This window comes from Bacillus sp. BB51/4 (assembly GCF_008368845.1).
Taxonomy (GTDB): domain Bacteria; phylum Bacillota; class Bacilli; order Bacillales; family Bacillaceae_G; genus Bacillus_A; species Bacillus_A wiedmannii.
This window is the reverse complement of sequence record NZ_QOSC01000012.1, coordinates 233282-252379: the sequence shown is the minus strand read 5'-3', so window position 1 is coordinate 252379 and position 19098 is coordinate 233282. Positions and strand designations below refer to the sequence as shown.

The 19098-nt window shown below is 31.5% G+C and carries 24 protein-coding genes and 1 pseudogene; 10 read left to right on the top strand and 15 right to left on the bottom strand.

Translation table 11 applies throughout. The features are described from left to right. Window positions 1-159: 159 nt before the first annotated feature. The 5 genes from DN392_RS16050 (at window position 160) to DN392_RS31220 (ending at window position 3633) form a co-directional block, all read left to right on the top strand. Window positions 160-576 carry a GNAT family N-acetyltransferase gene (locus tag DN392_RS16050; RefSeq protein ID WP_061672987.1) on the top strand — a complete coding sequence of 139 codons (417 nt, stop codon included), beginning with the start codon at window positions 160-162 and terminating at the stop codon, window positions 574-576. A 216-nt stretch (window positions 577-792) separates the two neighbouring features. Then, on the top strand, window positions 793-1308 hold the full coding sequence (locus DN392_RS16045; RefSeq protein ID WP_088091541.1) for a DinB family protein: 516 nt from the start codon (window positions 793-795) through the stop codon (window positions 1306-1308). A gap of 266 nt (window positions 1309-1574) precedes the next feature. Then, window positions 1575-2018, top strand: a complete 444-nt coding sequence (locus DN392_RS16040) for an NUDIX hydrolase (RefSeq protein ID WP_046954038.1) — start codon at window positions 1575-1577, stop codon at window positions 2016-2018. 30 nt (window positions 2019-2048) lie between these two features. Beyond that, window positions 2049-3179: a DNA polymerase III subunit beta gene (gene dnaN / locus DN392_RS16035; RefSeq protein WP_064449409.1), complete on the top strand. Its 1131-nt coding sequence runs from the start codon at window positions 2049-2051 to the stop codon at window positions 3177-3179. A gap of 22 nt (window positions 3180-3201) precedes the next feature. Next, window positions 3202-3633, top strand: a complete 432-nt coding sequence (locus tag DN392_RS31220; RefSeq protein WP_061672262.1) for an NUDIX hydrolase — start codon at window positions 3202-3204, stop codon at window positions 3631-3633. Window positions 3634-3694: 61 nt separating this feature from the next. Here DN392_RS31220 and DN392_RS16025 read toward each other — a convergent pair whose 3' ends face one another. Further along, the gene (locus DN392_RS16025) at window positions 3695-4657 is read right to left on the bottom strand and encodes an MBL fold metallo-hydrolase (RefSeq protein WP_064449410.1); all 963 of its coding nucleotides are present in this window, start codon (window positions 4655-4657) and stop codon (window positions 3695-3697) included. Window positions 4658-4953: 296 nt separating this feature from the next. Between DN392_RS16025 and DN392_RS16020 the strand changes: the two genes are divergently transcribed. From DN392_RS16020 to DN392_RS16010, 3 genes are all read left to right on the top strand, one after another. Next, complete coding sequence (locus tag DN392_RS16020) at window positions 4954-5931, top strand: LAGLIDADG family homing endonuclease (protein ID WP_088321643.1); 978 nt, start codon at window positions 4954-4956, stop codon at window positions 5929-5931. Window positions 5932-6066: 135 nt separating this feature from the next. Next, window positions 6067-6855, top strand: coding sequence for a hypothetical protein (locus tag DN392_RS16015; protein WP_064449412.1), 789 nt, complete (start codon window positions 6067-6069; stop codon window positions 6853-6855). Between the two features lie 136 nt (window positions 6856-6991). Then, window positions 6992-7387 carry a RidA family protein gene (locus DN392_RS16010; RefSeq protein ID WP_061672259.1) on the top strand — a complete coding sequence of 132 codons (396 nt, stop codon included), beginning with the start codon at window positions 6992-6994 and terminating at the stop codon, window positions 7385-7387. Between the two features lie 720 nt (window positions 7388-8107). Here DN392_RS16010 and DN392_RS16005 read toward each other — a convergent pair. The 6 genes from DN392_RS16005 to DN392_RS15980 all read right to left on the bottom strand — a co-directional run bounded on the left by DN392_RS16005 (window position 8108) and on the right by DN392_RS15980 (window position 12527). Continuing rightward, window positions 8108-8923, bottom strand: coding sequence for a YwqG family protein (locus DN392_RS16005; protein ID WP_064449413.1), 816 nt, complete (start codon window positions 8921-8923; stop codon window positions 8108-8110). A 77-nt stretch (window positions 8924-9000) separates the two neighbouring features. After that, entirely contained in the window at window positions 9001-9408 is a 408-nt protein-coding gene (locus DN392_RS16000) for a DnaJ family domain-containing protein (RefSeq protein WP_064449414.1), read from the bottom strand. A gap of 21 nt (window positions 9409-9429) precedes the next feature. After that, entirely contained in the window at window positions 9430-10626 is a 1197-nt protein-coding gene (locus tag DN392_RS15995; RefSeq protein ID WP_149238075.1) for an alpha/beta hydrolase-fold protein, read from the bottom strand. Between the two features lie 36 nt (window positions 10627-10662). Then, window positions 10663-11022, bottom strand: coding sequence for a hypothetical protein (locus tag DN392_RS15990; RefSeq protein ID WP_000432662.1), 360 nt, complete (start codon window positions 11020-11022; stop codon window positions 10663-10665). A gap of 269 nt (window positions 11023-11291) precedes the next feature. Beyond that, on the bottom strand, window positions 11292-11663 hold the full coding sequence (locus tag DN392_RS15985) for a YxiJ-like family protein (RefSeq protein WP_064057175.1): 372 nt from the start codon (window positions 11661-11663) through the stop codon (window positions 11292-11294). A 12-nt stretch (window positions 11664-11675) separates the two neighbouring features. After that, window positions 11676-12527, bottom strand: coding sequence for a patatin-like phospholipase family protein (locus DN392_RS15980; protein ID WP_064449416.1), 852 nt, complete (start codon window positions 12525-12527; stop codon window positions 11676-11678). 179 nt (window positions 12528-12706) lie between these two features. Here DN392_RS15980 and DN392_RS15975 point away from each other — a divergent pair, with 179 nt between their 5' ends. Next, entirely contained in the window at window positions 12707-13084 is a 378-nt protein-coding gene (locus tag DN392_RS15975; protein ID WP_000522465.1) for a PH domain-containing protein, read from the top strand. Window positions 13085-13205: 121 nt separating this feature from the next. Here the strand turns inward: DN392_RS15975 and DN392_RS15970 are convergent. The 5 genes and pseudogenes from DN392_RS15970 to DN392_RS15950 all read right to left on the bottom strand — a co-directional run. After that, window positions 13206-13679, bottom strand: a pseudogene (locus DN392_RS15970) (GNAT family N-acetyltransferase); the annotation flags it as partial. A 1-nt stretch (window position 13680) separates the two neighbouring features. Beyond that, window positions 13681-14202: a YfiT family bacillithiol transferase gene (locus tag DN392_RS15965; protein ID WP_000999065.1), complete on the bottom strand. Its 522-nt coding sequence runs from the start codon at window positions 14200-14202 to the stop codon at window positions 13681-13683. 16 nt (window positions 14203-14218) lie between these two features. Further along, on the bottom strand, window positions 14219-14746 hold the full coding sequence (locus tag DN392_RS15960; RefSeq protein ID WP_000708339.1) for a GNAT family N-acetyltransferase: 528 nt from the start codon (window positions 14744-14746) through the stop codon (window positions 14219-14221). Between the two features lie 63 nt (window positions 14747-14809). Continuing rightward, a complete protein-coding gene (locus DN392_RS15955) occupies window positions 14810-16132 on the bottom strand; it encodes an FAD-dependent oxidoreductase (RefSeq protein WP_064449418.1) in 1323 nt (440 codons plus the stop codon). Between the two features lie 71 nt (window positions 16133-16203). Then, a complete protein-coding gene (locus DN392_RS15950) occupies window positions 16204-16983 on the bottom strand; it encodes an undecaprenyl-diphosphate phosphatase (protein WP_046954050.1) in 780 nt (259 codons plus the stop codon). A 132-nt stretch (window positions 16984-17115) separates the two neighbouring features. Here DN392_RS15950 and DN392_RS15945 point away from each other — a divergent pair, with 132 nt between their 5' ends. After that, complete coding sequence (locus tag DN392_RS15945) at window positions 17116-17322, top strand: hypothetical protein (RefSeq protein WP_064057172.1); 207 nt, start codon at window positions 17116-17118, stop codon at window positions 17320-17322. 53 nt (window positions 17323-17375) lie between these two features. Here the strand turns inward: DN392_RS15945 and DN392_RS15940 are convergent, their stop codons facing one another. The 3 genes from DN392_RS15940 to DN392_RS15930 all read right to left on the bottom strand — a co-directional run bounded on the left by DN392_RS15940 (window position 17376) and on the right by DN392_RS15930 (window position 18997). Then, window positions 17376-17756, bottom strand: coding sequence for a nucleotide excision repair endonuclease (locus DN392_RS15940; protein ID WP_001048941.1), 381 nt, complete (start codon window positions 17754-17756; stop codon window positions 17376-17378). A gap of 77 nt (window positions 17757-17833) precedes the next feature. Next, window positions 17834-18397 (bottom strand): GNAT family N-acetyltransferase, encoded by a 564-nt coding sequence (locus DN392_RS15935; RefSeq protein ID WP_064449419.1) that lies wholly within the window; start codon window positions 18395-18397, stop codon window positions 17834-17836. A gap of 27 nt (window positions 18398-18424) precedes the next feature. Then, window positions 18425-18997, bottom strand: a complete 573-nt coding sequence (locus DN392_RS15930) for a YybS family protein (protein ID WP_016087641.1) — start codon at window positions 18995-18997, stop codon at window positions 18425-18427. Between the last annotated feature and the right edge of the window lie 101 nt (window positions 18998-19098).

Here is a 19098-nt window from a genome sequence, read left to right as displayed (position 1 = left end):
AAAGAATCAAACGTCGTATAAAGCCTTACTACAGATAAAATGTAGTAAGGCTTTTCTTTATTTTATTGAAATAAAATAGTGCTCTACGACTATTAAGTTAGACAGGATATTATGATTATTAAATTGAATAGATACTTTAAAAGGAGCGTGATAATTAAAATGAAAATAGTAAAACAATGGGTCCAAGAAGATAGTAATTACATAAGAGAAAAAGTAATTGAATATAACCAAAAACATATTTCAGATGAAGACAAAAAGCCATCAGAAAAAATTAGTTTTATAGTAAAAAATGATAAGGAAGAAATAGTAGGTGGAATAACCGCAATTTCATTTTGGCACCATGTTCATGTTGATTTCTTATGGGTTTCTGAAGAACAAAGACACGAAGGCTATGGAAGCAAGTTAATAAAACGTATTGAAGAATTCGCAATTGAAAAAGGCTGTAGGTTAATCAATTTAGATACTTTTAGCTTTCAGGCGCCTGATTTCTATAAAAAGCATGGATATAAAGTGATTGGAGTAAGTGAAGATCATCCGAAAGGACATAATCATTACTATTTAGAAAAACGTTTATAAAGTGTATATAGAAGTAACGTTAGTATTTTGAATACAAATTTATCCTTTTGGATTATGCATTTAAAGGAGAATCTTGAGTGAATTCATATTTAGAGGCACTTCTAAAGCAAAAAAAAGATCGAAGTGGAATATTAGTTACGGGAAACTAATTATTTATAGCGAATATATCTAAAATAGGCATCTAAATATATGCATTCAGATGAAGGGGGAAATGTTATGAATTCATTTGTAAATGATAGGTTTGATGAAACGAGAAAACATCTATTCGAGGAAATTATGATATTGGATGATGCTCAATTCAATAGTAAGCCAGACAAGAATAAATGGAGTATAGCACAAGTATGTCATCACTTAGTTTTATTGGATAAAGTGGTCATAAAGGTTATTTCATCTGGCTTAAAAAAGATTGATAGTACCCTAAAAGAGCGTCGAGAAATCCGCTCTATATTACAAGATAGATCGCTAAAATTTATAGCTCCAGGAATGATTGAACCAAGTTTAGAACCATTTGAAGTGCAGCAAATGGTCGATTTGTTAAACGAATCGAGAAAAGAATTAATGCGTTTCCTAAGTACAATAGAAGATGAATCTATATTAACGAAAAAATCAGTGATGCATCCAGCTCTTGGAGAATTACTTCTTGATCAGTGGATAGAACTGATCTATTTGCATGAACAGCGTCATATAGAACAAATCAAAGAGATAAAACTACTTTGTGAAATTGGGAAGTAAAAAATCTTTGGCTATTAACAAAAAATACGGGTCTCATATGTATACTTTTAAAATTGATCTAAAGAAACGTTAATTTGGAATCCGTTTGTTATATAAGTTTAACCTCGTCTCAAAATAGGAGCGGGGTTTTTACTAATTTAGGAGTTATTCTGGCATTTTCATTTAGTATTAATTTAATCAATTTTTATTCTAATTATTAAAACAAGTTAATGATAGAATGATAAATAGACAGAAAATTCCTTTTAGTAAAAACAGAGGAGGTACGTATGAAAAAAGTAAATGTTACATATGCACTTTTATACGATAAAACAAATGAAAAGATCTTAATGGTAAAAAACAAAGGGATGAATGGTTCTTATTACACGCTACCAGGTGGTGCAGTTAAATTAGGAGAAACGTTAGAGGAGGCAGTAATTCGGGAAGTGAAAGAAGAAACCGGGCTACATATAACTGTAAACGGTATTTGTTACATTAGCGAAGCTTTTTTCGAAGAGAGAGGTCACCATGCAATTTTCTTTAATTTTTTAGGTGAAATAATTGGCGGAGAGACAAATATATCAAGGCCAAAAGAAATCGAAGAGATTACTTGGATGGAATTACATAGAGCAGCACCGCATTTACGTATACCAGAACATTTACTAAATATAGTACAAAGTAAAGAAACTGTACCTTACTTTTTTAACGGAACAATCGCTCATCAATCTTCATAAAATTATCATTTCATGTAAGGCGGGGAAAAAATGGAGTTTATCGTTAATCATAAACATTTCACTCAAGCACTTTCAGAAGTAAGTAAAGCTATATCTACCAAAGCTATAATCCCTATATTATCTGGTATAAAAATAACTGCAGATCAATCTGGAATTACTTTAATCGCAAGTAATTCAAATATTTTCATTGAAAAATTCATCCCTAGTTCCAACGAAGACGATCAAATTACAACTATAGTAAAAGTAGGAACTATTGTAGTACCGGCAAAATATTTTATTGAAATTATAAAGAAAATGCCAAGCGATGTATCATTAAAAAGTACGAATGAGCAAATAATTACGATACAGTCAGAAGAAATCACATTAAACTTAAATGGGCTTCCAGCATATGAGTTTCCGAATGTACCACTTATAGACGATCATGCAAAAATACAAGTAGAAACGGAACAATTGATTGAAGTGTTTAAACAAACAGCCTTTGCAGTAGCTAAAAATGAATCTAGACCTGTTCTTACCGGTGTTCATATAGAGTTAGATCATAATAAATTAATTTGTGTAGCAACTGATTCACATAGACTTGCTATACGCGAAACGATAATTTCTTCATTTGCGAAAGCAAGTTGTATTGTACCAAGTGCAACTATTAGTGAACTGCTAAAATTAATGAGTATTAATTCAGAATTCGTATACATCTATCTTTCAGAAAGTCACATTATTTTTACATTCGGCACAACTACGTTATATTCAAGACTAATTGAAGGGAAATATCCTAATATATCTAGTTTAATTCCAAATGAATTTCAGACAGTCATTAACGTAGATAGAAAAAGGATTTTACAAGGTGTAGATCGATCCAGCTTATTAGCAAGTGAATGGGCAAATAACAATGTCAACTTAGAAATAATAAACGAATCAACAATTAAAATTTCTTCTAATGCTTCTCAGATTGGAAAAATATCCGAGACACAACAGATAGATATGATTCAAGGTGAAAAACAATTAAACATATCTTTTGATGGACGATTTATGATGGATGCTTTAAAAGCAATAAAAGAAGAAACGGTTACTTTAAGCTTTAGCGGTTCGATGAGACCTATATTAATTGAAGCAGGGACACAATCTGCATCAGTACATCTTATATCACCAGTAAGAGCTTATTAAAACCATAGGAAGGAATTACATTATGTACAAGCACACTTTATGTTTTATAAAGAGAAATGAAGAGATACTTATGTTAAATAGAGAATATGACCCTGTAAAAGGATTGTGGAATGGGGTAGGAGGAAAGATCGAAAAGGGAGAAACACCTTTAGAGAATGCAATTCAACCCAATGTTCGAATTTTTGGTTGGCCAGCTGAACGACCTTATGATGGACAAGTAGCTTATTATTGTGATGGAGCAACAAAAAGTGCAGGATGGTTTAGTAATGACGCTACAATGAATTGCGGAATGAATGGTGGGGCAAGTGGGGGACCTTGGTTAAGACAAATAATTGATGAGGATCTTGGTTATGTTTTTGCTGTAACGTCTCGTCGTTCTACCTCTGGTACTCCAGCATTATTTGCAACACCTAATGATAAAAATGTACAATCAATGTTTGAGCAAATGAAATAAACTTAAATAAATAAAAAAGAGCGAATCATTTATAGAAAGGTTCGCTCTTTTTTATTTATAATTAAATTTCTCTCCACCAAGCTGATGATGGATAGTCTGTAGATTTTAACATAATCGATTCACCAATTTGTGGCGTTGCGATTTTAACTCCTAAGCGCTTAGCTTCTTTCGTAACTCGTTCAATTGGATCACTCCATTCATGTAATGCCAATGTAAAAGCACCCCAATGAATTGGAAGAAGTAGATCTCCTTTCACGTCAATATGAGCTTGAACCGTTTCTTCAGGTAACATATGAATAGCAGACCATCTTGTATCGTATTGCCCGCATTCCATTAAAGTAAGATCGAACGGACCGTATTTACTTCCAATTTCCTTAAAGTGAGGAGCATACCCGCTATCACCACTAAAGAAAACTTTAGTCTCTTGACCAAGAATAAGCCATGAACACCATAACGAACAATCTCTATCTGTCATACTCCGTCCAGAGAAATGCCTTGCAGGAGCACATACTAACTTAATATTATCAAACGTAATTTCGTCCCACCAATTATGCTCACTAATTTTACTAGGTGAAACGCCCCATTTAATTAAATATTGCGCAACTCCAGATGGAACATAAAAGTGCTTTGCACGATCTTTTAACTGCATAATACTTTTGTAATTCAAATGGTCATAGTGATTATGAGAAATGATAATCGCATCAATTTCTTGAAGTTCTTCACGTTCTAAAGAAAAGGTACCACTATAACGTTTACTATTAAACAGAGGAAACGGGGAAGAGGCATCTCCAAACATCGGGTCTAATAACAATTTTTTACCTTCTATTTTTAAAAGAGAAGCAGAATGGCCAAACCATGTCACACTCTCTAAAGATTCATTATCTTTATTTGATAAAACGATCGGTAAATTCTTTATAGGACGCAGCTTTGTCTTCATTTTTAAGTAATCAGTCATTAAACCTATAATATCTTTCGGTTTAAAACTTACATCAGTATCGATTTGATTTATATATTTCTTTTTCATTCGTTCTCCTTTTTACGTTTAACAATATACGTATGTTGTTATTGTAGCTATCTGTAGTTTAAACGAAATCATTTTACCTTTCACCTTAAATGCAGTACATTTCATAAATTTGTCAAATTCATTATTCTTATATATAAAATAAAAACCATGCAGCAGCAGATAAAATGAATACGAAGTAAATGTAAATTGTTTTCATTTTGTAAAGTTCTTTTTATAAGCAGCAAAGAACGTACGTTTCGTTATATGTTATAGAAGAAAATATGTCTCTAATTATTAAAAGGAAGGAGAGGACGTAAGTGCAAATAGAGAGAAAAAAGAAAACAAAATGTAAACTATCAAAATCTGAAATTATTCATCTATATGTAGAAGGGAAGAGTACCTCAGAAATCGCTATGCTTGCTAATGTGTCTGCGAGGTATATTCGTATGGTTCTATCAGACAGCAACGTTCCAAGGCGCGCTATAGGGAGTTGGAAGAGAAAGTATGACATAACAGAAAATTATTTTAAAACGTGGTCAAATAATATGGCTTATATTTTAGGGTTTATAGCAGCGGATGGTGTCATACAAAAAGAAAATCAATGTGTTAGTGTATCACAAAAAGAAAGTTATATTTTAGAAGATATAAAAAAAGAACTAAAAACAAATCAACCGCTATACCAAAACAAAAAAACAGGTGTATATATGCTAAATATTAATAGCAAAACAATAAAAGACGATCTTATGAACATACATGGAATCAGGCCGTGTAAATCATTTAACATCGAATTTCCTTTTGTACCAGAAGAATATTTGCATCACTTTGTTCGTGGTTATTTTGATGGGGATGGTTACGTCAAGTATGAAACTTATACAGTAAGCTTTGTAGGAGGATCATATAGCTTTATGAATTCTTTAAATCAGGTACTACAAAATCATAATTTACCAGCCGATTTACTAAATCAAAATAAACATTATCGCGTCATTTTAACCGGAAGAAAACCAATACAACTATTTTCAAAGTGGATTTATAAAGACAAAGATATTTATCTGCATAGAAAATATGAAGAATTTCAGAAAGAAAGTCTAAGTCTAGATCAATTAAAAGATCGAAAGCTAAAAAGAACTCAAGCTGCTGTTAAGCAGAGAAAACAATATTTCCTTAAGGAATATATGAAAAATAAATGTATCGCTAAAACTTGTTCCATTTTAGAAATAAAGGAACTAACTTTTAAAAGTTGGTTAAAAAATGATAATCAATTTAAAAAAGACTATGAAAGAATTCATTCATTATAAAAATGTAAGAAACCTTAGTATATCTATGCTAAGGTTTTTAATTTGGGATTATTAGAGGACACTCATTTTCGTTTATAGAACTTAATAAATACATAGATTTTACAATGAATTTATTAGTAAGGGAGGGAATATGAAATGCTCACTAATAATAGTCCGGAGAATATATTACATACAGCTTATGAAGCAAAAATGATTTCGTCTGGAGATAATTCGCCATCTATAAAAATAAAGGGAACGAAGCTTCAATATTTACTTGTAATGCTTCATCTTGGTTTTGAGTCAAATATTATGAAAATGGTGCTAGGTTGGACGAATGAGGAATTTGAAGAGCACATTAATTCATTAGAAGTAGAGGGGCTATTGAAACATACAGGAGGGAGGTACTATCCAACATGTATGGTTATAACAGCTTGTGAAGGAAAAAAACTTTATAACCTTTGTGAACCTCTAATTAAACAAACACTTTCTCGATATTCAACATTAAATTTAATAACAGCAAATAACGAAATATTTGAAGAATATTTTCAAAACACGAATACTGATATTAATTATAAGAAAAAGCAATTAGTAAAAGGTTTCGTAGCAGCAGATAGACAAATAGACTTACATTTAAATGTAGTTTATGAAAAATTAGGTTTATATCAAAATTCACAACCTATCATCCCGATGTTTAAAAAAGCAGACGTATCTACGCTTAACGAAATTGCAAACACAATCAGTGAAGATTTAGTCTTATTATTTAATGAAAACGATAAACCTTTAAAAGAATACTTTGTGAGCAGCAGATACTCAAAAGAAATTAATTATGAAGAGTTTTTTATCTGGTGGTATCACTTTTTCTATACAAAAGTAACTGAAGAATTAATAAAACAAGGTGTAATTATAACAAGCACACAAAAAAATCAAACGTACATAATCTATTAATAACTTTAAATTAAAGTGCTAATATACTTTTACAAATGTAGCAGCTGAATGGAGAAATAATTATTAGTAAATAAGGGATAATCTGAAATTAAAATCTAATATAAAGAAAATAAGATATTCAAAGAGGAGAAGAGCCATGCAAAGGAAATTTATCAATCCAGAAACGATGCCACCAACTTTTGGATACTCACATGTAGTCGAAGTTAGTAACGCTAAACGAACAATTTACATATCTGGACAAGTAGCAATCAATACCGATGGTCAAATAGTTGGTGTTGGTGATATAGCTATACAAACGCGACAAGTATTCGAAAACATTAAAAGTGCATTAGATACTTTGGAATTACAATTTAATGATGTAGTAAAATTAACATTTTTCTTAACAGATATTTCTCAAATGGCCACTGTTAGAGATATACGAGATCAATACATTGATACTAAGAATCCACCAGCAAGTTCAGCTGTAGAAGTTAGAAAGTTAATTAACGATAACTTGTTAATTGAAATCGAAGCAATTGCTGTAGCAAATTAGTTATAAAAAATTATTCGTCATCATATCAATACAATTCGTTTAAAATGAACACATTAAACGAATTGTATTTTTTATTATTTAAAATCTAATTTATATCCGAAAATATTATTATTAATAGCTAATAAAGCGAATAACTACACAACCAGTTACATATTATTAATTCGGTGGAAAAGGGGACTATAACAACCTTAACTAACAATTAATAAGTTTATTACTTTTTTACAGTTAACATAATATATATTATAGGCAGTTATAGAAACAAAGCGATATCAGGTATCAAAAACCAAGTAAACTATACTTAATGAGACGAAACGGAGATTTTTAGTGAGATTTGCATAAAATTTTATCTAGACGTATTTCTACAGTTTTTATCGTTTGTTTTGCTATACAATCCATCACAGCAAATTCAAATCAATAATCCAATAAGAATTATCGAATCAAAATCATTTTTGATCGGCAAGAAATTTTTATACAGAAAAATTATTTCTATACAAAATATAAATTAGTAATTTTATTTTATGTTTTACTTAATGAATTTATTGCTATTTACACACGTTTTACAACTTTACATTATTTGTTGTTATTTTGTTATTTACGCTTGACTTTCATTACACTCATTGTTTTTTATTCTAGTTAACATAACGTTTATTTTTAACATAAAAAAATCTCCCTCACCTTTAGGAAGATTTTTTAGCTTGCTAGTATTTTAGTTATATGTTTTTAATAACAATCCCAATTGTAAATAACATTGGAAAAATCTAGATTTAATAAATCGTCTTTCTTTATAAAGAAATTAGCAACACCAGAATCTCCCCACATAATATTTAATGAATCATCTGTATCAATTTGCAACAATAACATGTCATGTTGCTGGTATTTTTCTTCCCATTCCCTTGGATCTGTCTGTGTGAAAAATGGATAACCACCAATTTTATGCCCTTGATCTTTACATAAATCATCATACAGTTCGCCTAATTCTGTATTATTTTCTTCATCAACAATTGCTTCCCAATCAATGTTATCGCTAAAAATCTTTTCAAATCGATAATCTCTTGATGTTACGGGTTGATAACCTAATTCAAACTTTAGTTTCGCTGCTTCGGGTATGATAAAGTCCTCTAATTCTAAAGTGTTTAAATAACTAAAATCAGTAATAACCTTATTTAAATCTTCTATAATTGTAGAATGATAAATAATTCGAAAGTCTTTTTGGTTTGTTCGATGATCTAAATCTGCTCCATAAAGCTCATCATCAGCACTTACGAAAAACTGTAATATTCCCTTTTGAGGCATATATTCAACATGCGGCATTTCTTCAAAGTTTAACTGCGCAAGTAACATCATAGGTTGTCCATTTGAATCTTTAGGATGCTCTTGATCTATAGGTAAATACGGATAACCACCAAACTTACTCTCAAAAAGCGTCGTCTCTGCTAATGTTCCAGACACTTTAACATACGGTTTCGCACTTTCTTCTAAAATACTACGATATTTTTCTAGTTCTTTCGGAATTTGAAGTTGATACGTATTCTTCATCACATTTGCCTCCCTTTAAAAATGAATGGATAATACTTACTTAATTATATAGCAAGAGATAGCTTAATTGAAAATTGTTAAAAATCCGTTTTCACCCTCGTTTTTTGCGCACTTGGTGGACAAAGTAAATTATGTTCTAATACCTTTTTATTAATAGTTCGAATTAGATCCGCCGCTTCTGCAGTATTTGTATTATCTTTTAGTTTTTCTTTTAATTCATCAATTTTCTTTGAAAGCTCAATCCACCTAGGTAAAACATGATTATTCTTTAACGTTCTATACAATTGTTTTTCAGGATTGTACGAAAGGTCTTTATCAAGATTAAGAGGTTTCCCTTTACCGAGTAAATTATCAAAAGACCCTTTCTTTTCTGCTTCTTTAACGATAGAACTAATATGATCCTCATACGTATAGGACCAAACTTTCTCATCTTTTACTAAAATCTCTTGCTTTTTCAGTTTTTTATCTATTTCTTCTTGATTCATAGATTCTCGCTCCTTTTTATTTTATAGTGTCGTTTTTTTAAGTTTTAATGCTTTCAATCCATCAAACAACTTTTCACGCCGCCACACACCGTCATGCCCGCCTCGAAACTCTTCATAAGTGATTTGGTATCCCTTTTCTTTTAAAGCTTTATACAGGCGCCTATTAGCTGTTAAAAGAGGTTTGTTTTCAAGTTCTCCTGCTGCTATGTAAAAATGAGTTTGACTCGTATTGGAATCTATAGATGAAATTTGATTTTCAATCCAAGGAATTTGATTTTCATAACCATCCTTTTTCCAATGCACGGATCCAGACATTGATAACACGTTTTCGAAAACATGTGGATTTTGAAGCGCTGCATAAAAAGCTGCTAAGCCACCAAGACTGAATCCAGCAATTGTTGTATGGTTCGCTTTTTGATGCACACGATACTTTGTCTGAATCCATGGAAGTAATTCCTCCGTTAAAAATAAATTCATTTTATCGTTATAAGTTAGCTCTTCTAATCGATCAACTGGTTCTATAGCAACAGCAATACAAGATGGGATTTCTTTTTCGTAAATTAAATAATTAAGTGTTTTTGCGATTGAAAGGTCATTAATGAATGAATTTCCATCAAATACAATGAGAAGTTTTTGAAGATGTGAAGTGTGAGAATAATCATGAGGCGTATAAATATGAATGTTACGTGTGTTATTTAAAACCGAACTATGAAAAGAATATGTTTCAATTCTCCCAGATGGATAATGATTTGAAGGAAAACGACTGCTATACTGTACTTCCATTCCTATATTTAACACAGATGCTTTATTAGCACCTTCTCCAAATGTATTTTCATTATATGGGTCTAGTCGATACTGTTCACTACGCTTTATCCAATCATTTTCGAAAAAATCATTTTCTGTAAAATAATAAGTTGAAATAAAACTCTGATTCGTCCTAAATGTAACATACCAAATATCTGTCTGTGACAATCGTTTTAATTGATTTACAGACAGATCCCAACCAGGAAAACTTCCGAATACATAAACATTTTCAGTTTTTTGGTCTCCTAACCATAAATACGTTATAAACTTATACTGATTATCTACAGGACATTGTTCTATTAGTTGCGTATGATTTGACTTTATTTCATGCAAAAAAGTATAAAAAGCTTTCTCGTTTCCATTTTTTAATTGATTATTCAGTTCCTCTAACTTAGGACTAATTATTGAAGTCACCCCCACTTCCTCCTTCGTTGTGGTTCTTTCTTTTTATTAGGTAAGTTTATCAATTGCCTGAATAGAAAGTTCCAACGCTTTGATCCGTCTTGTTAAAAGTGTTCTTTGCGGACTACCAACTTTAGACTTATCATAGGCTCTCTCAATTGATGGAAGCAAACCAGCAAGTACATGACGAGCTTCTGCTAACTCTTCTTGACTATACTGGTGGCTTTCTTGATTCCACACGTTTTCTAGCACTGCTAACCCTACACAAACAGCATTAAGTCGTTTTTTCACTAATATAGTATTTGCACCTTTTTCAGTCATCTGTGATAGTGCATTTTCAAGTTTACGAATTGTCGATTGTAAAGATTTTATTGATTCCAATTTATCTATATTTGATACGTTTTCCATGTTAATGTTGTCCCTTCTAACTTATTTTGTTTAATGTTTGATAAAATAAGTACTTGATTTCACTCGAAATATTTTAACACAGTTAACTAACTATATTCGAGTTGGACAATGAATTAAAGGAAAACGGCCACTAAACATCTCTCCCTCCCTTACATCATTCTATATGTACTTCTTTCTTCGTATTAGAATCCCTATTTAAACAAGGTATTAAAATTGTATTTTTTATGAACAAAAAAAGTACAAGTAGCATAATTTGTACGTTTTTATTTTTATTCAGTAAGATAATATAGTAATAGTTTTCGGGCCTTCTCATAATTCATGAAATCTCTATATAAAATGGGATACTTCACAATTTCTGTTTCTATAAAACGATATTGTGGAAACCATTCATAAAATGATTTCCTTAGCCACTTTATTTGATCAAACACAATCTCCTTTTCGTTGTTATTAAGTACGTAACTTAAAGTACCTGCTGTATGCATCCAATAACAATTTAAATCAGCGCTTATACAATCATCTTCTGTAAACATATTATTAAAATCTTTTCGTACTTTTCGAATGTCACAATTCGGAAATGGTTTGTACAGTGGACTATGCATTTTCTGCAATTCCTTAAAAATAATTCGTTTTCCTAACTTCAACTTTCCACCCCTTTATTTCTCTATCCAACTTAATAATTTTTCATAATGATATTGAGCATCTGTATAACCAAGATTATATAAATTAACGAGTTTTTCTTTATTTCTTTCTATTCCGCTTATAGGAAGCTGTACGCTAGGCTGAATGACATAAAAGTTGTCTTTTTGTTCTATATGATTCATATAAGATATCGTCTCATTATAGAAACGATAATGTTCTACTAAAGACTCTGCGATATTCGGATATTTCCTATATAAAATTTTAGCCAGACCAGAAAATTTATTTCGCTGTTTCTCATATCCTTCTGGCTTTGTCATAATCACGACGTTCTTTTGATAACCATCAGTTTGTGCTTTTAGAACCGGTATAGGATCTATAATCCCTCCATCTAACAATTTTCGATTATCATATTCTACAGCAGGCGCTATAAATGGGACAGAACTTGATGCGCGAATGATTTTTAAAATATCATTTCCATGTTCTGTTTTATTGTAATAAACTGCTTTTCCTGAATCACAATCAGTCGTTCCTATGACAAATTGTTCACTTGAGTTTAAGAAAGTTTGAAAATCAAATGGAACAATTTTATTAGGGACTTCATCAAATAAAAAGTCCATCCCGAATAATTCACGTTTTCGAATCAAATTTCGATAAGATATATATCGGTGATCTGACACTAGCTCTGTATTTACTTTTTTATTCCTTCCTTTTTGACGTGATAAATAAGTTGCGCCCATACATGCACCAGCGGATACGCCAACTACATACGGAAAGAATAAGTTCTTTTCCATAAAATATTCGAGTACTCCTGCAGTATATAGACCTTTCATTCCTCCGCCCTCTAATACTAAACCGATATTTTTCATACTATATCCCTCTGCTTCTTTTTTCTTACTTACATATTAGCATAAGATATTAAGATGAGATTATATAAATGAATTGCAACAATAGCCAGAAACTACTAATGTAATATCATAACTTCATAGCGAGTAGCATGGTACAATATAAGTAACAAAATCCACAAATAATGGAGGAGGAATTTCCTATGGGTTTATTTAGCGGTATTTTAGGAAATGCATCAAATGCGAGTACAGAAAGTGTAGAACGTGATTTAGAGAAGATTATGTTAGACGATGAGAAAGTTGAACACGCTTATAAATTAATTCGTGATTTAATCGTATTTACAAATCGTCGTCTTATTTTAGTAGATAAACAAGGGATATCAGGTAAAAAAACAGAGTATCATTCTATTCCTTATAAAAGTATTACACAATTTAGCATTGAAACAGCTGGGCATTTTGATTTAGATGCTGAGCTTAAAATTTGGGTATCTAGTTTGAGTACGCCAATTACGAAGGAATTTAAAGGTGACGATAGTGTTTTAAGCATTCAAAAAGCGTTAGTAACATATACGACGAAATAACGCCTTTCCGTATGTTTATTCATCATCAAAATTACTAACCCGAGTATTTTGGAAGAATATGCATTGTTTTTGTATATTTAATCTAAGATAACATAAAAAGGTAAAGCGTATTTCAAATGCTTTACCTTTCTTTTTTGTAATAAATAAGTGTAGTTGTATCATTTAATTTCTTTATTACTTCTGTTCTTTTATACCCCATCTTTTCGTATAGAAAACAATTTCTTTCTTCTTCTAAAATCGTAGCAAGTTCAAAGCTCCGTGCTTTTGGAAACATCTTTTCAATTAAAATAAGTACCTTTTGAGCGATTCCTTTCCCTTGATAGTTTGGATGAATAAACATTGGACTGATCCAAAATTTATAAGGTCTTTCTTTTTGGGATATACAAATCGCTCCAACAAGTTTCGAATCAATTATCATCTTATAAAAGTTGTTACTCGGATTATTTATCCTTAAAATAGTTTTTTCAATAGATTCATTTGCTGGATTTGTTTCATAGTCTTTATATTTATTTAATAAAGGGCGAAATGAGTCTATTTGCATTTGAAATAAAACTGCTGCATCAATTTCTGTTGCCTTCTCTAATGTAATATCCATGTTACCAATTTAGTCGCTTTCTTAATGAATTTATATGAGCTGTATGATGACGTCCGTGCCATGCATATAGTCCAATTGCAGCAGCAAGTTTTGTTTCACCAGTTTCAGGGTGATTAAATGTCTTTTCTAGATCTTCAATTTCTAGAGAATATAAAAGGTTAACCCATCTTTTATGTAATGAATCTAACATTACTAGTGAAACATCTACTGGTAATTTAGAATCAGGTAGTTCTGCCCACTTCTCTTCTTTATATGGTTTAATAGTAGGATTCTTTTCTGTTAGTGCTAATTTAAAGCGTATGTAGCTATTCATATGGCTATCAACAACGTGATGAACTACTTGACGAACCGTCCATCCACCAACTCGATACGGTGTGTCTAACTGCTTCTGATCTAAATCTTTAATTGCTTTTGCTAGTTCATTAGGTAAATCTTCAATTTCTTGAATCCATGTATCAATCATTTCTTCAGTTATAGGACGTTTGTATGTAAATTGCCCAATTGGATAACGTAAATCATTCATGTATAAGTCCCCCTTATTATAAGCGCGAAGTATTTCTCCATATATAATGCACAAACTTCACATGTTCCCCGTTTAATTCTACAGAATTTATATCTGCTTCGTCTTGATAAGAAGAAAACCCGCTTTTTTCTAATACACTTTGTGATGCGAGATTATTAGTAGTTGTTTTAGCATGAATCTCATTAATTTTATTATTTTGCGCTACGTCCAAAACTAATTTTACAGCTGCTGTTGCAACTCCTTTTTTAGTAAACTTTTCTCCGACTCGATAGCCTAACGAACTGCTTCGAAATTCCGTATCTATATCTACTAAATTTATTCGTCCTACAATTTCTTTTTCTTCATTACGAATTAAATAAAAATAAGAATCTCCATCCGCCTGTTCTAATAATAAATCGTCTAGTAGTTTTTGAAAATATTCAAAATCGTAATATTGTGAGCCACGATTTGGCACCATTGTTTCAAAAAAAGACTTATTCGTAAGTTCAAACGTAAATAAATCCTTCGCATCGTGTTTCTTTAATTGTTCTATGTATATTTTCATCTCGATTACTCCCTCTATATCTACTAACTGTTATATATTCTTTTTTAATCGATTCATCTCCTGCTATTTCTTTCGCTTCAGTAAAACAGCAAGTAGCACTTTCGGATGAAATAGGTGAAATGGACTACGAATTAAATTCATCACTCTTACTAATCGAATATAAACGTCAGAGTCACTTGCAGATAGTTGATAGAGTTGTTTCGTATACCAAAGCTGAATTTTTTGCTTTATCGTTAATTCTCTTTTTAGCTGCGGATGACGTGATATTTCCGTTATAGTCATTTCCCAAGGAGTTTGTATAATATTAGAGGTCTTTTTATAAAATTGCTGTGTAAATGCTTTATCAAACTTTTGTCTCCTTTGTAAAAGTAACTGCAATTGGTGAGCTTCCATAGCAGCAACTGAAACACCTTGCCCGAAAACAGGGTCAAAACGACAATGTGCATCCCCAACTACTAACAACCCTTCTGGTAAATGATTAACTAAATCAAATCGCCGACGTACTTGATAAGGAATTTTGTACGTTTTGATATTTGAAATTGCCTCAGCTTTATTTAGAAAATCTGTCACATTAGAAATTGATAGGTTTTCAGCAAAATCATAAAACTCATCATCTGTTTGCGGTGCTTTCTCATTTGCATATCCGCTGAAAGTAACAAAATAGCGATTATCCTCAATCGTTTGAATAAGAACACCATACGGATTGTCAGGGAAGCTTGGAGACATTAGCATATTACAGCAGTCTAATTTCTCATTTTCATTGAGTTTAAACATTCTAGTTGTGTAAAACAAATCAATGCGCACTTTCTCTTCTTGCACTTCAATATTGTATTCACGTAACCACGCTATACTTTTTGAACCAAATCCGCTTGCATCAACAACAATATCTGCTTGAATTTCTTCTTGTGTGCCCGCCTCTAAACATTTAGCTTTTACTCCACATACTTTGTTAAACTTTCCATCTACTAATAACCCATCAACTAATGTTCCAAATTTAGTGGTAACATTTGAAATATCATCAATTCGTTTTTGAATATGCCATTCAAGCAAAAACCTACTTTGTTGAATCATATGTACTTTTCCTATGAATTGCTGTTTCCATAAACCAAATTGATGCCATTTTATATCACGAGTAAAGTTATTTACGATACTACCTGCTTCGATTAATTCATTAGTGATATTAGGAAACAATTCCTCAATCGCTTTTTCTCCACCTTTTAATAACACATGAGGATGATTACTTTGTGGGACTCTTTTTCTCGAAGACTTTCCATCCCATCTTTCACCAGATTCTATAATGATTACTTCTTTAAAGGTAGTGGATAATGCTTTTGCTGCGAGTTTTCCTGCTATACTCCCGCCAATAACGATAGCCTTATTAAACATATTTTCCCCCTTAATGAAAAAAGACCCTGCCTTATATGAATGAAACAGGATCTAAACGAATAGTTACTACATTAAAACACATGAGTAAATTGCAACGTTAAAATTAAAATGCCTAATCCCCATACGTAATACGCAAATACTTTTAAGGAGTGACGTTTTAAATATTGAATCATCCATGAAACGGCTATATAACCGAAAAACGCTGCTGATAACGTTCCGACAATTAAAGATGTACTAGAAATAGATTCTGCTTTCTCTTGAAAAACATCTGCTAATTGCAAAATAATAGCTCCGACAATGGCTGGAGTTGATAATAAAAAAGAAAAGTAAGCAGCAGTTTCGCGGTCTAATTTCCTCCATAATGCAGCGACGATTGTCATACCAGAACGAGAAATTGCCGGAAAAATAGCAGCCGCTTGAAATGAACCGATGATAAATGCGTCTTTATATGTAATGTCGTCCATTTTCTTACGACCATTCTTTTGTTTATCTGCCATGTAGAGAAAGAATCCTGTCACTAAAAACTCCCAACCAATCGTAATACCTGTTTTTGAAATATCCTCAAAAAAGTCTTTAAATAACAATCCGATTACAACTGCGGGTATCGTCCCGACGATAAGTAGTAACATTAGTTTTGAAAATGGATTTTTAATTAAATATATAAATTCTTTTTTGTAATAAATAAACACTGCAAGCAAAGTTCCAATGTGCAGCATCGTATCTAAAAACAATCCTGCTTCATCTAATTGAAACAAATGCCTTCCTAAATAAAGATGACCCGTACTACTTATCGGTAAAAACTCTGTTAAACCTTGTATGATCCCTAATATAAAAGCTTCTAACCAATTCATGATGGTCCCCTTTCTCGTTTGCTTGTACCAATATATGAAGGTTAAATTTTCGATATGAAAAAAACTATATTTCTCTATGAATTTACTTTTATTTTATGGATATATATGTAAAAAGAGGTAAGGAGGGTTACTATGTGGCAACATACGAAATTCGGCAATGTACTACTGTGGGCAGGACCTATCCTCGTGTTTATAGGGTTATGTATGACAAATGTTATTTCTGATATTCCTTTCTTTGAGGGAAAACATAAAACTGTTGGAATTGTACTTATATGTATAGGTGTATACTGTTTTATTGTTGCTAATCATTTAAAAAAAGGAGAAAAATATGAGGACTAAATTTAAATAAAAAAACAATCCCAGTATATGCGCTAGGATTGTTTTTTTATTACTTATTTATAGAATACTTTATCAACGTTATATTTTGCTTTATATTCATTAATAATGTAAGTTTCGTAAATTTCTCTTTCTGTTGGATCTTCTACGATACATGCATCAATGCGGTACACTTCATCGCGGTGATTTTTAATTGGTGAAACATTGTCTTCAAAATGTTTCTTAATACGTTGTCTAATTTTACGAGCTTTACCTACGAAAAGAAGTTCGTCATTAATATTGTAAAACATAAAAATGCCGCCTTTATCTCTAGGGAACAAGTGGAAATCGATAAATCCATTAATTGGAGTAATTATTGGCTCGTCTCCTTTAATAACTTGTTTACGTTCAGTAATTGAAACATCAGCTTCAGGAATATTAATTTTAATCAAGTTCATTCACGTCCTCTTTTATTATAAAGATAAATAATAGCATACATACGTAAGAAAAGCTACGTTCAGAGGCATATTTCATTTTATAATTCAAATATTATAGGAGTATCATGTAAACTCTTCTTCCAAATCATATGATCACTTGATTCTCCCCAATAATCCTTCAGTACATAACTAGGCTCTCCAAACTTCTTCGTCCATATACTTTGCGCTTTTTTGTAGCCACTATCTAAACAGTATTCTGTTATTCCCCTGCTAAGTAGCGTAAGAAACATTGTGTTTAGTAGTAAACTCCCTATACCCTTTCTTTGATACTCCGGAAGTATAAATACAGTTCCTATTTCATACAAATCCTTAAGTACACCGCCTGTACAACTATTAATCAACGTACTTGCTGAACCAATTTCAATTGTTCCAATGATTTTATCGTTATTTGTATCAATTGCTAATAAAAAGTAACGTTTTTCTCCATTACTATCAAAATCTGTTTTCAAATATTGCTTTTTCATGTCAATTTCATTTTCTATGTCATCCGATAATTGTGATAATCCTTCGTCTTTATATGCATTCGTTATAACTATATGGAAAAACAAGTGAAGTTCCTCTAAATCATCCGAATTAGGTCTTCTAATTTCAATGTTATACATGATTTAAATCTCCATTCTATGCAGTTGTTAGAACCATACTTTATATACTCTATTCAACAATATTCTACAAAGCCCTGCATAGATCCAGCAGTATAGAAAGCTCAGTATAAATATTGATAAAATAATTTTTATATCCATAGTTGTATGAATAGTAGGACCAAGTACTGGAAAACGGAAAATATCTAGAACAATCATAATTCCTATAAGTAGACAAATCGCAGAAAAGGAAATTACCCAAATTCTCCTCTTGAATTGTATAAAGGAAAGTCCTAAGGCTATACCTAATAAGCCTGTAGTAAAGGGAAATACAATTAGTTCACTTGGCTCAATAATAAATAATAGGAGAATAGTAAGAATATAAGAAAGTACTCCCTCACGAATAGAGTAGCAAATAGCCAAAAAAATTGGTAATGTCGCAAAAGGACTAATGAATAATCCTATACCAGGAATTAAGTTTCCCGCCGCTTGAAACATAGTGGCCAAAGCACTCATTAAAGCTGTAATGACTAACTTATTTGCTAGGGACAATTTTCTTTTATGAACAAAGTTCGCATCATTCTCTATCATAAGTTGACACCAATAACGTACAAACCGATTCATCAAAATCCCCCTAAAGATACCTAATTCATCACTTTTCTATTTTATTCATACACTTATTGTTTATTTGTATCCTCCTCTAGAAATCAATCACTATACATTAG

Coding starts and splice junctions, on each gene's coding strand:
- DN392_RS16015 (WP_064449412.1), top strand. CDS start 6,067: ATGCTCACTAATAATAGTCCGGAGAATATATTACATACAGCTTATGAA.
- DN392_RS31220 (WP_061672262.1), top strand. CDS start 3,202: ATGTACAAGCACACTTTATGTTTTATAAAGAGAAATGAAGAGATACTT.
- DN392_RS16010 (WP_061672259.1), top strand. CDS start 6,992: ATGCAAAGGAAATTTATCAATCCAGAAACGATGCCACCAACTTTTGGA.
- DN392_RS15955 (WP_064449418.1), bottom strand. CDS start 16,132: ATGTTTAATAAGGCTATCGTTATTGGCGGGAGTATAGCAGGAAAACTC.
- DN392_RS16005 (WP_064449413.1), bottom strand. CDS start 8,923: ATGAAGAATACGTATCAACTTCAAATTCCGAAAGAACTAGAAAAATAT.
- dnaN (WP_064449409.1), top strand. CDS start 2,049: ATGGAGTTTATCGTTAATCATAAACATTTCACTCAAGCACTTTCAGAA.
- DN392_RS15990 (WP_000432662.1), bottom strand. CDS start 11,022: ATGGAAAACGTATCAAATATAGATAAATTGGAATCAATAAAATCTTTA.
- DN392_RS15930 (WP_016087641.1), bottom strand. CDS start 18,997: ATGAATCGGTTTGTACGTTATTGGTGTCAACTTATGATAGAGAATGAT.
- DN392_RS15975 (WP_000522465.1), top strand. CDS start 12,707: ATGGGTTTATTTAGCGGTATTTTAGGAAATGCATCAAATGCGAGTACA.
- DN392_RS15950 (WP_046954050.1), bottom strand. CDS start 16,983: ATGAATTGGTTAGAAGCTTTTATATTAGGGATCATACAAGGTTTAACA.
- DN392_RS16045 (WP_088091541.1), top strand. CDS start 793: ATGAATTCATTTGTAAATGATAGGTTTGATGAAACGAGAAAACATCTA.
- DN392_RS16040 (WP_046954038.1), top strand. CDS start 1,575: ATGAAAAAAGTAAATGTTACATATGCACTTTTATACGATAAAACAAAT.
- DN392_RS16025 (WP_064449410.1), bottom strand. CDS start 4,657: ATGAAAAAGAAATATATAAATCAAATCGATACTGATGTAAGTTTTAAA.
- DN392_RS15940 (WP_001048941.1), bottom strand. CDS start 17,756: ATGAACTTGATTAAAATTAATATTCCTGAAGCTGATGTTTCAATTACT.
- DN392_RS15965 (WP_000999065.1), bottom strand. CDS start 14,202: ATGAATGATTTACGTTATCCAATTGGGCAATTTACATACAAACGTCCT.
- DN392_RS16000 (WP_064449414.1), bottom strand. CDS start 9,408: ATGAATCAAGAAGAAATAGATAAAAAACTGAAAAAGCAAGAGATTTTA.
- DN392_RS15960 (WP_000708339.1), bottom strand. CDS start 14,746: ATGAAAATATACATAGAACAATTAAAGAAACACGATGCGAAGGATTTA.
- DN392_RS15945 (WP_064057172.1), top strand. CDS start 17,116: ATGTGGCAACATACGAAATTCGGCAATGTACTACTGTGGGCAGGACCT.
- DN392_RS16050 (WP_061672987.1), top strand. CDS start 160: ATGAAAATAGTAAAACAATGGGTCCAAGAAGATAGTAATTACATAAGA.
- DN392_RS15980 (WP_064449416.1), bottom strand. CDS start 12,527: ATGAAAAATATCGGTTTAGTATTAGAGGGCGGAGGAATGAAAGGTCTA.
- DN392_RS15935 (WP_064449419.1), bottom strand. CDS start 18,397: ATGTATAACATTGAAATTAGAAGACCTAATTCGGATGATTTAGAGGAA.